The 11300-nt window shown below is 59.9% G+C and carries 10 protein-coding genes and 3 pseudogenes; 5 read left to right on the plus strand and 8 right to left on the minus strand.

The features are described from left to right. Positions 1 to 7 precede the first annotated feature (7 nt). Entirely contained in the window at positions 8 to 1060 is a 1053-nt protein-coding gene (locus tag AC0L28_RS29265; protein WP_473481694.1) for an ABC transporter substrate-binding protein, read from the minus strand. Between the two features lie 686 nt (positions 1061 to 1746). On the opposite strand from AC0L28_RS29265, the gene AC0L28_RS29270 reads away from it, so the two are divergent. Then, positions 1747 to 2007, plus strand: a complete 261-nt coding sequence (locus AC0L28_RS29270) for a hypothetical protein (protein WP_473481673.1) — start codon at positions 1747 to 1749, stop codon at positions 2005 to 2007. A gap of 155 nt (positions 2008 to 2162) precedes the next feature. Further along, the gene (pmtA, locus tag AC0L28_RS29275) at positions 2163 to 2756 is read left to right on the plus strand and encodes a phospholipid N-methyltransferase PmtA (protein WP_473481675.1); all 594 of its coding nucleotides are present in this window, start codon (positions 2163 to 2165) and stop codon (positions 2754 to 2756) included. A gap of 64 nt (positions 2757 to 2820) precedes the next feature. On the opposite strand, the gene AC0L28_RS29280 is transcribed toward pmtA, so the two are convergent. Next, on the minus strand, positions 2821 to 3240 hold the full coding sequence (locus AC0L28_RS29280; RefSeq protein ID WP_473481677.1) for a hypothetical protein: 420 nt from the start codon (positions 3238 to 3240) through the stop codon (positions 2821 to 2823). Between the two features lie 129 nt (positions 3241 to 3369). On the opposite strand from AC0L28_RS29280, the gene AC0L28_RS29285 reads away from it, so the two are divergent. Next, complete coding sequence (locus tag AC0L28_RS29285) at positions 3370 to 4035, plus strand: methyltransferase family protein (RefSeq protein ID WP_473481679.1); 666 nt, start codon at positions 3370 to 3372, stop codon at positions 4033 to 4035. Positions 4036 to 4077: 42 nt separating this feature from the next. Here the strand turns inward: AC0L28_RS29285 and AC0L28_RS29290 are convergent. From AC0L28_RS29290 to groEL, 4 genes and pseudogenes are all read right to left on the minus strand, one after another. Next, positions 4078 to 4287: pseudogene (locus AC0L28_RS29290) on the minus strand (EamA family transporter); the annotation flags it as partial. Between the two features lie 271 nt (positions 4288 to 4558). Further along, a complete protein-coding gene (locus AC0L28_RS29295; RefSeq protein ID WP_473481681.1) occupies positions 4559 to 6571 on the minus strand; it encodes an LTA synthase family protein in 2013 nt (670 codons plus the stop codon). Positions 6572 to 7157: 586 nt separating this feature from the next. Then, complete coding sequence (locus AC0L28_RS29300; protein ID WP_473481683.1) at positions 7158 to 7508, minus strand: hypothetical protein; 351 nt, start codon at positions 7506 to 7508, stop codon at positions 7158 to 7160. A 119-nt stretch (positions 7509 to 7627) separates the two neighbouring features. After that, positions 7628 to 8488: pseudogene (gene groEL, locus AC0L28_RS29305) on the minus strand (chaperonin GroEL); the annotation flags it as partial. Positions 8489 to 8729: 241 nt separating this feature from the next. On the opposite strand from groEL, the gene AC0L28_RS29310 reads away from it, so the two are divergent. Both AC0L28_RS29310 and AC0L28_RS29315 read left to right on the plus strand, forming a co-directional pair. Next, positions 8730 to 9815 carry an HPP family protein gene (locus AC0L28_RS29310; RefSeq protein WP_473481685.1) on the plus strand — a complete coding sequence of 362 codons (1086 nt, stop codon included), beginning with the start codon at positions 8730 to 8732 and terminating at the stop codon, positions 9813 to 9815. 92 nt (positions 9816 to 9907) lie between these two features. Next, positions 9908 to 10180 carry a hypothetical protein gene (locus AC0L28_RS29315; RefSeq protein ID WP_473481687.1) on the plus strand — a complete coding sequence of 91 codons (273 nt, stop codon included), beginning with the start codon at positions 9908 to 9910 and terminating at the stop codon, positions 10178 to 10180. A 349-nt stretch (positions 10181 to 10529) separates the two neighbouring features. Here AC0L28_RS29315 and AC0L28_RS29320 read toward each other — a convergent pair whose 3' ends face one another. Next, positions 10530 to 10751, minus strand: coding sequence for a hypothetical protein (locus tag AC0L28_RS29320; RefSeq protein WP_245329712.1), 222 nt, complete (start codon positions 10749 to 10751; stop codon positions 10530 to 10532). Between the two features lie 336 nt (positions 10752 to 11087). Next, a pseudogene (locus AC0L28_RS29325) lies at positions 11088 to 11300 on the minus strand (alanine dehydrogenase); the annotation flags it as partial.

The following is an 11300-nucleotide window of genomic DNA, read 5'->3' on the forward strand; positions in this document are numbered from 1 at the left end:
GCAGGCGTCAGGAGGCGTTCAGCGCGTTTGTGGCGATCGCCTCGAAGCGCCTGTCGAACAGGTCCTCGGCCTTGATCGCGGGCTTGTTCAACTCCTTGGCCAGGAGATCGATCGTCGCCTGCTGGCGCACGATGACGTCGTTCCAGTCGGAGGGGATGTCGAACCGACCATCAGCGTCGACCAGATACTGGCCATCTTCTGTGTTGAGGCCCTGGGTGGCGACGTAGTATCCCTCGATCCACTCCTTGGGATGCTCTTCCACCCAACGGGCGGCTAGCGCCCAGTAGCGCACATATTCGCCGAGAGCGGCTGCTTTGGCCGGGTCGGCAAGCACGGCTTGTGGGGCATAGAGATGGGCTGGATCATCGCGCAAGCCGTGCGGGATGGTGGCAGCTCCGTCGGCGCCATACTGGCGCAGGTAGCGCTTGATGAGGACGCCCGAGATCGGCGCGACGTCGACTTGCTTGCCGGCAAGTGCCACCGGATAGGCATCGCCTTTGCTGGGCAGTTCGATGAGATTGACATCCTCCTTTTCCAGGCTGGCGGCCTGCAGGACCCTCAACACCAGCGCGCCTTGCGCCTGACCGGGGCTGAAAGCAATCCGTTTGCCGCGCAAATCCGCGAGCGTCTTGACCTCGACTCCCGGTGCAATGCCGAGTTGATAGATCGGGTGCGCAACTGGTTCCTTGCGGAATTTCGCGGCAATGATCTTGACCTTGAGCCCCGTCCAGGTCGCGTGGATGGGCGGAATGTCGGCAACGGATCCGACGTCCAATGCGTTGGCGCGAAAGGCTTCGATGGTCTGTGGACCGCCGCTGATATTGGCCCATTCGACCTCGAACGGCAGTTGATCGATCAGCCCCGATAATTCCAGCGCCCTTTGCGTCTCGGGATCGCCGATACGAAGCACAGTGCCCGCCGGGATTTTGGTCGGCAGTTTGCCAGCGTCCGGACTACCTGCCTGGGCAATGAGAGGGGAGAAAGAAGCGACCAAGCCTACCGCGAACGCGGTCACGAACCCACCAAACCTCCTTCTTGAAAATCTCTCCACAGCTAACACCATCGTCTTGCTCCAGTTTTGGGAAGGCTCCGAATCTCGCTGCTAGTATGTCGAGTGATTTGGTAGACTATAAAAGTATCAGGTGCTGTTCTTTGCCACTCAAGGGAAACGCTGTTCGCCTCGAATGCTCATTCGGAGCACGCGCCGCTGAACAAGAGGCGGGTTGGGGCGCCGCAGAGCAGGTCGCGTTTCTAAAGATGCCAACTCGCGTCGTCGCCAAAAGCGGCTCCAGATACCCCTATGCGCCTTTGCAGCGAGCTTTGGCTTGGAACAGGCCCCCAGCGTGAAGCTGCCTAGCAGAAAAGTGGTTTCGGCTCCGGTCCTGGAAGGAAAGGCACCTATGGCCTGCGATGATTACCGGCCGATAGGAACGGCCGGGCTCGTAAGGATCGGAAGAGCTGCTGTTTCCTTTTTGAGGCTTTCCCTGAAAAGTCTTCAGCCTAAACCTCATTATTGTGGTCCAGCCGTCGTATTTTCCAAGGCCCTTACACGGTAGAGGTCATAGCACTTTGCCGCCTGCGCGGCAGAGAAGGCTATGGCAAAGCCGGAACAACGGTAATACGGGGCAGACCGTCAGGCTCTCAAAAAACTATTCCGAGGGGATCCTCATCATTGGTCCGGCGATTGGGAGGCTCGGCCGGCTGAAAAGAGGACAATGGCAATGAGGCAGCCACGAGATAGCTGGGGTGATCCACGCCACGCACTTGCACGGATCACCTGCCAAAAATGGCGGACCGGTCCCGGAATCGAGCCGCCGTCGCGGGTTTTTTGCGGCCGTAGCGGCCTCGCTGTCTGCTGTGCGCCTGACGAAGCCCGCAGCAGATGAGGCACCTGCGCGCGTCGCGCTGGCGCTGATGGTGCAGCCGGAGATACGGCTCGACGAGTCGCGAGGGGCTCTCGAGGCCATGAGCCAGATTTCCATACAGGAAGAACTGGCGCGCATCTGAGCGATTAAACGTCATCATGGCGGACACGCGCGTGTTAGCCGGCGCGGGCGTTTCGCGCCTCCAGCGCGGCATTCATCCCTGTGAATCAGGCTTGTTTATATGGCGAAACTTCGACAAAAAGTCGCTCCGACGCGGATCGGGAGAAGGGAGCGGATATGGTCTTTCGATTGAAAGAGCGACTTGGCAAGAAACTTGAGGAAGAAGTGCGATTCTTCAAATGTTGGCAGAAGGATAAGAAAGGTGTGGGCGCACTCATGCCCACGTCGATCCATGCGGCGCGCCGCATGGCTAGTGTGGTCAACACGCATTCTGGATTGCCGGTTTTGGAGCTTGGTGCCGGGACTGGTGTCATCACCAGGGCCATCCTGGAAAGAGGCATCCAACCGCATCGGTTGACTTCGGTCGAATATTCCAAGGATTTTTATGATGGCCTGGTGCGACGCTTTCCGGGAGTGGATTTCCGCTTGGGCAATGCGTTTGCCCTGGAAGAAATTCTGGGGGAGCGCCGGGAAAAGTTCGATTGTGTCATAAGCGCAGTGCCGATGTTGAGCTTTCCGATGCAACAGCGCCTCACACTGCTCGAGGATTTGCTTGCACGAATCCCGGCCGGGCGACCTGTGATCCAAATCACCTACGGTCTTCTGTCACCGGTGCTCAAAATGCCCGACCGTTACATCGTTTCTCACTATGATTTCGTCGTTCGCAATGTTCCCCCCGCACAACTCTGGACCTATCGACGAGCAGTGTGACCACAGGGACGCGAGCAACAGGTGGCTTTCGCAATCCTTGTACAGGACTGCAAAGCCGACTGAACTAGTTGCTGTGGCCAGCCATTCGCGCCCTGGCTGGACCGCCTTCCCTTCCGCATTTCTGAGGATCGATTTTGACCGCAGCAGATGATGTTCGGCGACAAGCATTGAGAGCGGCGAAGCTTCCCGCTAACGCCGATGTTTCTCCGGTATTTCCGGAGATGCATTCCTCGAGACGCGCCAGGCGGAACTTCGCATTGCGAAGTTCATGTCCGGCTTCGAAACGTCGATGGCGTCCTTGAGGTGTGGCAGCTATGAGATCGGGCTCCAGTTCCGTAATGCGTGCACGCACCTGCCGAGCCTCGTCCTGACGCAACGCCTTGATCCATCCACGCCCGCGCACCGGTCTTCCTGCCAGCAAAAGCCATGCGGGTTTATCCACCGAGACCTTAATTTCCGGCAAATTCCAAAGGGTTGCCGACATAGGGATCTGCCAAGGGTCAGGCCTACCGCAATCGGCTATCGAGCTTGCCATTGAAACCGAGCAGTCGCCGCCAGGAAAAGGGACAGCGCGTCACATTTCTGACAGATCGGTCGACATTGGATGCACTGCTTGGCGCGAGCCCCCGAAAAAGCCTTTGTCGAAGGAACCATGATGTCCGCTTCCATTGCCCCGCAACCATTTAATCAGCGGAAGAGACTTTTGGTCGTCCAGGCCTTGAGCATAGCGGCGATTGGCTCGCTGCTATTCTCTCGCCCCGGTTGGGATGAAGCATCTAGCCTTCACGAGGTCATCGAGATGATCGGTTTTGTTCTGATCCTCGTCTGCATACTCGGGAGGTTGTGGAGCATCCTCTATGTCGGGGGGCGGAAGAACAGCGAATTGGCAGTTAGCGGGCCGTACTCGATCACACGCAATCCCCTATATCTGTTTTCGACGATCGGAGCATTCGGCATCGGCCTCATGTTCGGATCGCTCATCGTTGCATCCGCTCTGGGGGTGTGCACCTATGCGGTTTTCGGGATGACTGCCCGAAAGGAAGAGACGTTTCTTCGTGACAAATTTGGTTCGGAGTTCGAAGCATATGTGGCAAGAACGCCGCGGTTCTGGCCCAAGCCGTGGCTGCATCAGGACAAGCATCAGCACACGTTCTCCACGAACGCATTAAGAAGCACATTCTTCGATGCCCTCTATTTTCTGGCGATCTTTCCAGCCATCGAAGGCATCGAATACCTCCAGGTAGCTGGCTACCTGCCCACCTTTTTTTGGCTGTTCTGATCCTAAAGACAGAGCAATAAGCCGCCGCGAATAGCCCTCCTGTTAGCCTTTGTAGCGTACCAGAACCGCGCCTGTTGCGATCAAGGCAACCCCTGCCCAGTTCGACAACGACAAGTGTTTCTTGAGGAATGTCACTCCAAACACCGCCACCAGCACGAGACTCAGTTTGTCAACAGGGGCAACGCGCGCTGCGTTCCCAAACTGGAGCGCGCGAAAGTAGCAGATCCACGATGCACCCGTCGCCACCCCGGATTGTCCTGCGTCACGTAATCGTCCAGGCACTCGGGAAGCAGTGCCGCTTGCCGGCGATCCTCGCCCTCGACAAACCGCTTCAGCCCGACTTACCTCGCTGATCAGGAATCATCTTACCAAATCAACCGTTTCCATGACAGGCTGGACCCGTTCCGGCCATTGCCGTTGCGAGCCACGAAGGGTCTTGCAAGGGATTGTTAAGGTCCTCACACCTCTTGGCGATCACCGGAGCAGACCTGGCTTCCTAAGACGTTGTGGCACGGTGGCTTTGTTAGCGCATCGGTATGGTGGGTGTGGTTCTGGACGGAGGCGCGCGTCGCTTCGAGTTTGGCAGGCGATGCACACCGAACCGGCCGAGCGTGCCGTTGTCAAGAACACTTGGAATGCGGCGTGAAATATCGCGCCAGTGCGAGGCATATTGATAGACGGCTATGGTATCTTCGACCGCGTTGTGGTCGACGGCGCTTTCAGGTTGCACCTCCTCACCCTTCATCTGGACGATTTGCTTTTTGGGCTCAAGGATCGTCGTGCGGCCATGAAGGATCATGGCCACCTTCTGGTAGTTGGAGATGTAGACCGGCCGCTCCGGTTCGTCCGCTTCGATCAGGTCGTCGCCGAAAAAGCGGCTGCGATAGCTAGCCTGCAGCAGGGCAAGCAGCGACGGCGCAATATCCACCTGGCTCGCCAGCCGGTTGATCCGGCGGGGCTCGACAAAGTCCTGCGACCAGATGATGCACGGTATGTGGTATTTGTTCATGTCGAGCTCGACCTTGCCTGCGACGCTCGCCGTATGATCGGCGACAAAGACAAAAACGGTATCCCTGAACCACGGTTTCGCCGAGGCCTTCTTGACCAGTTCCCCGATCGCGTAGTCGGAATATTTGACCGCCCCGTCGCGCCCGCCCGGCGATGGGATGTCTATGGCGCCAGCTGGATAGGTAAAGGGCCGGTGGTTTGACGTGTTCATGACGAAGCTGAAGAAGTTCTTGCCGGCTTTCGCCGAGGCGTCGGCTTGGCGGATCACCTCGTCATAGAGATCCTCATCGCTAACGCCCCACGCATTGGCGAAATGCACATCGCCTGCCGCCATCGTAGCGCGGTCGACGATACCGAAGCCGTTACCGGAAAAGAACGCGTTCATGTTGTCGAAATAGCCGTAGCCGCCATAGAGGAAGCGCGTATCGTAGCCCGAATCCTGGAACACCGAGCCAATGGTGAAGAGATTGTCGTTGCCGGGGCGACGCAGGATCGATTGCCCCGGGGTCGGCGGGACTGAAAGCGCGATCGCTTCAAGCCCGCGCACGGTGCGCGTGCCGGTCGCCCGCATTTCCGTGAAAAGCAGGCCTTCAGATGCCAGCCGGTCAAGGTTCGGTGTCAGTCTTTTCGGATTGCCGAATGTGCCCATGAACTCCGCACTCATGCTTTCCATGCCGACCAGGATGACGTTCTTGCGCAGCATCGGCCCCTCCGCTCGAATGTCACGCGTGATGTCGTTTAAATCGGTGCTTTCGAACGGCTCGTGATCTTCCGCTAAAAGGTCGCGTGTCCGTTCGGCCGCCTGTTTCTCGGGTATGGTCCGATAGAAATTCGCGAAATCGATCTCATTCGAGAAGAAGGCGCTAATCAAACCATAGAGTCCGTTGCCCCCGAGTTCGCGGGCGATCGCGCTCGGCATCGGCCGTGTGATCGAATCGGGCGTCACCAACACGCCGGCGGCGGCCATTCCCGTTATCGTCGCAAAGACCGCCAGCCGCTTCATGAATGGCGGATGCGGCGCGAAGCCTGCCTTCACCTGGCGGCGGAGCAGATAGGCCCCGCCGACCGCCAACAGGCCGATGCCGGCAAGCAGCGGCACGACCGGATAGCTCTCCATAATGTTCTGGATTACTTCCTGCGTGTACACGAGGTAGTCGACCGCGATGAAATTGAAGCGCGTCGTGAATTCGTCCCAGAAGAAATACTCGCTGACCCCCTGCACGACCATCAGAAACAGGAAGATTGCGAAGACCGAGAGCCCAACTGCGCAGTCAAACCGCTTTCCGGCCCACGAAACTGGCAGGAGCAGCGGGAAGAGGAGAAGGACCGCGAGGATTGGAAGCAGCGTGACGATATCGAACCAGAAGCCAGTGAAGAAAGGAACCAGCCAGTCGGCCGGATGGAAAGACAGGTCTTTGGCCGAAACCAGCGACAGCGCCAGCCTGACCAGGAACTGAGTCAACAGGAAAAGCAGGATGAATGGCTTCAGCCGACGAAAGAACGCACCGACCGATTGAGCAAAAGTCATAGCAAGCCTCCGAAGCAGCTGGATGTCTGGGCAATATGCCTCGTTATCAACTTTGGCAACCGTCGGGACGAGATCGATCGCATGGTCTGCGATGCCGATCCCCGATTCGGCCCGCGCGAGTCCGAAGCTTGATCGACGGTGGTGGTGGCGAGACAATGTGAAAGGTTCGCGGCGAAGGTGATTTGTTCCTCACTTTGAAGGCGCTGCATCCCAGCCTCCCCTGTGGGAGAAGGTGGATGGGCACGAAACGCCGAACCGAATGAGCGATCGTCCTCATGTTGCCGGGCCTCACTTGAGCATCACCCGAGGATGCAGCCGGGAGACCCGCGGCGGCGGCAGCTTTCGGCGAGATCATGGACCGATTTCTCAATAGTCCGTGACGTGTCTGCGTCCTCATTCACCGGGGGCAATTTGATGCCGCGTGGCAGACGGTCCACTGGTGGTTCTGCGCTTTGTACGGCTGATGCTGTTTCGCACGATCCACAACATCGCCCTGATGGACGACCGCGAGCGGGCCGGGCACAACCTGATCCGGAAAGGCGCCGCGAGGCTCCTGAGGGGTAGTCCGTTGGCCAAACCAAGTGCCCTATTCGCAAACCACACGGTATCGCTTGCCAGGCTTGCTGACGTTCTTGCAGACAAGCGGCTTGTGCGGCTCATAAGCGGAAAGCGGAGGACTTGCGATCCGCGATGCGCGTCTGTTTGATGTCTTGTGACTTGCCGTACGGCGCGGTTCGAGCCTTTCCGGCTCCTGTGGCGCAACCGGAAACTCGCTGGTTTCGATGTGTGGCTGCTGCAGGTGGGGCGGCTCTTTGTCAAAGAATCGCCTGGCATCAAGCGGTCTCGGAATAATCAGCGTACCATCATCGCTGCGCGCGCAGCCGCTACCCAACAGTAAAGCCAGCCCCACGAAAAAAGGCAGAATCCGTTCAAGCATAAGCACCAACCTTGGCGGGCATATACCCGGCTTGCGAGTCACTGACAACTGGCGGAATGGGCACGAAGAAGGGGCGGCATTGCTTGCCGCCCTTTCCAAATTGTCGAAATGCGTGGACCTTAGAAATCCATGCCGCCCATGCCGCCGCCCATGCCGCCAGGCATGCCGCCGCCAGCCGACTCCTTCTTCGGAGCCTCCGCGATCATGGCTTCGGTGGTGACCAGCAGGCCGGCGACCGAGGCCGCGTCCTGGAGAGCTGTGCGCACGACCTTGACCGGATCGACGATACCCATGGCGATCATGTCGCCATATTCGCCGGTCTGGGCATTGAAGCCGAAGGTCGGGCCCGTGTTCTCGAGGATCTTGCCGGCAACGATCGATGCTTCCGCACCGGCGTTGGCCGCGATCTGGCGGGCCGGAGCCTGCAGCGCGCGACGCACGATGCTGATGCCCGCGGTCTGGTCGGAGTTGGCGCCGACAGCCTTGATGCTCAGCGAAGCGCGCAGAAGTGCGACGCCGCCGCCGGGTACGATGCCTTCTTCGACGGCCGCGCGGGTCGCGTTGAGGGCGTCATCGACGCGGTCCTTCTTTTCCTTGACTTCGATCTCGGTCGCACAGCCGACGCGGATGACGGCAACGCCGCCCGCCAGCTTGGCGAGACGTTCCTGCAGCTTCTCCTTGTCGTAGTCCGAGGTGGTCTCCTCGATCTGCTGCTTGATCTGGGCGACGCGGCCCTGGATCTCGGCCTTCTTGCCGGCGCCGTCGACGATGGTGGTGTTCTCCTTGGAGATCGACACCTTCTTGGCGCGGCCGAGCATGTTGAGGCCGACATTCTCGAGCTTGATGCCGAGGTCTTCGGAAATGACCTGGCCACCGGTGAGGATAGCGATGTCTTCCAGCATGGCCTTGCGGCGATCACCGAAGCCCGGCGCCTTGACGGCGGCGATCTTGAGGCCGCCGCGCAGCTTGTTGACGACGAGCTGCCAGTCGCTCGTCCTCCGGAAGATCGAGAAGTCGATACTATCCATTCCAGTAGAAGATCTCCGCGCGCAGGCTCTGACGCGATTTGAAAAGCACCAGCCGTTGGCGGCGACCGCACAAATCGGTGCGCGCAATAATATTCCCACTGGCCGCGAATATTCGGATTGGTTTGACTTTCAAATCCATGGCTTCGGCGGCATTTCGAACAGCGCAGAATTCCACCTCGCCCCAGGGCTTACAATGGCCTTTCGCCTCTTTGTTCCGATCCTTGCCGGTGCGACGTTACGCGAGCGGCTGCTCGCCTGCATTGGCGCCACGATTGGCATCGCGCTGACCGGCGTGATCAGCGGGCTCGCGATGGGCGGCGGCCAGCATGTGGCGCTGCTGGTGGCCCCTATGGGCGCCTCCGCCGTGCTGCTCTTTGCCGTGTCGTCGAGCCCGCTTGCGCAACCCTGGTCGATTATCGGCGGCAATTCGATCTCTGCACTGGTCGGCGTGACAGTGGCGCATTTCGTGCACGATCCGGTGATCGCGTCGGGCCTCGCTGTGGCGCTGGCGATCGCCACGATGTCGTTCACTCGCTGCTTGCATCCGCCAGGCGGTGCCGCGGCGCTGACGGCCGTGCTTGGCGGACCGGCCGTGCTCAGCTTCGGCTTCCTGTTCCCGTTGGTGCCGGTGGCGCTGAACTCCGCCGTACTGGTGGCGCTAGGCTTTATTTTCCACCTTCTGTCACGGCGCAACTATCCGCATGTCCACGTGGCCGCCGCAAACAATCACGGCAGCGCGGACACCCCGCCGATAGAGCGTGTCGGCTTTCGGCCCGAGGACGTCGATGCGGCGCTCGCCGCTTTGGACGAAACCTTCGACATTGGCCGCGACGACCTCGAAAGGCTGCTGCACCAGGTCGAGTTGCAGGCGATGGCGCGCTCGCACCGAACGCTGCTTTGCCGGGACATCATGTCCTGCGCCGTGATCTCGGTGCCGGAAACTGCCACCGCCGCCGTGGCGCGAAAGCAGCTTCTCGACCACAACATCCGCGCCTTGCCGGTGGTCGATGCGGACGGCCGGCTGGCCGGCGCCGTGGGGTTGCGCGAGCTGACGCAGACGACCGAAACGGTGAAGGGCGTGATCTCGAAGGCAGGCACCGCCTCGCCCGAGACGCCGGCGATGAGCCTGCTTCCCGTGCTCACAGACGGCCGCAGCCACGCCGTCGTCATCGTCGATGCCGAGCGGCGCATCCTCGGCCTGATCACCCAGACTGACCTGCTGGCGGCGGCGGCGCGCGTGCAGGTGTCAGACAAGTCGCCGCTCCAAGCAGTGGCATAGCGGCCAACCTAACATCGCAGGTTCGGGAACTTTTTGCCGACAGGCGCATCCAATCCACGGGCGAACCCTGTTTGACTAGAGATCGGTTCGCGATGAGTAAGCCCGCAATTCTTACCACGGCCGATGATGCCATGGCCGCCGAAATGGCGCTGGTGCGCGGCGCTTTTGAGGGTTTGCGCAAGATCGTCGTTCTTCTCCTTCCGGGGGTCACGACGTCGTGTTCGCCAGCGCCTATTACCCGTACATTGGAGGGCTACAAGGTCGTGCTGTTGAATACGGCCGAGACGGATCCCGCACCTTGGCCGTGCGTGTCTTCCGGCCTCGATCATCGGTTTCTTCGACCGGGCATTCCCGCCACATCTTGAGCAGATGCAGCACGCGCCGATCAACGATCCGGCGCGCCGCCGATCTTAATAGCTCGGCATGGGGAATACTTCCGAAGTAAGATCGACGCGGGGCATGCGAAGATGCTCGACGCCGGGCTCTTGCCGGAGGCCGAACATAGTCTTGGGCCCTGGCTCGCGGACGCGGTGCTGGCTCAAAAATCGCGCTGGCCAGTCCCGTAGCGTTCCTCGGCGCACGTCTTTTCGCCACCAGGGCCAGCGGCCGCAAGAGAACGTAGCTGTTTGGTGCGCTCGGATCTGCCGACAATCAGTCGGCGCCTTCTTCCTGGTGCGACCTCTCTCTGACCGGGACGGACCCCTAAGTTTCAGACTACGACGCCAACAACAGGCTGATCCTGGTCAATCTCACACGCGCCAATCGCCGCGCCGGATTGTGGAACCTCTCGCGGGTGGTTTCTACGACGAACACCAGGGTCATCAGATCAAGCAGGAAGTCATCGATAGCTTGGGCGAGTGTTTCTGACCTACCTTTGAACTGATCCAGCAAAACGCGCGCCTTATCGATCGCATCCACGCTGGCCTCATCGATCAACGTCTCTATCCTCTGGAGACAATCCAATTTCGAAACTCCCTCAAAGCCCTTGCCAGGGTAGTTTTGCAACGAAGGTGGGCGATTTGGATTTAGCCCAACAATGGCGGTCAGGATGGTTTCTCCACATTACGCTGTCGAACGCGCGGCGAGGGGCCCGGGTGATCGTCGCATCAGAAAAGCCGGGGGATCGACCAGCGTTTCGCCCCGACGGGCTGCACCGCAAGATTGACGCAAAGGGGAGGGGGAAGACGCCTCTTGCCAATCGTCACCAAAGAAAAAACCCGCCGGCAGGGAACCAGCGGGCGAGGCAGGAGGACACTTTTCGGGCCTGGAATATCAGGCGGCTAAGGCCGTTTTGGGCTCCGCCACTTCGTAGCCGAGCGCTTCGGCGACGGCGCGGTTGGTGATCTTGCCCTTGTGGACGTTGAGGCCATTGCGCAGATGATGATCGTCGACCAGCGCCTTCAGGCCCTTGTCGGCGAGCTGCAGGCCGTAATGCAGCGTCGCGTTGTTCAACGCCTGGGCCGAGGTGACCGGCACCGCGCCCGG

The sequence above is a fragment of the Mesorhizobium sp. WSM4847 genome (assembly GCF_055811335.1).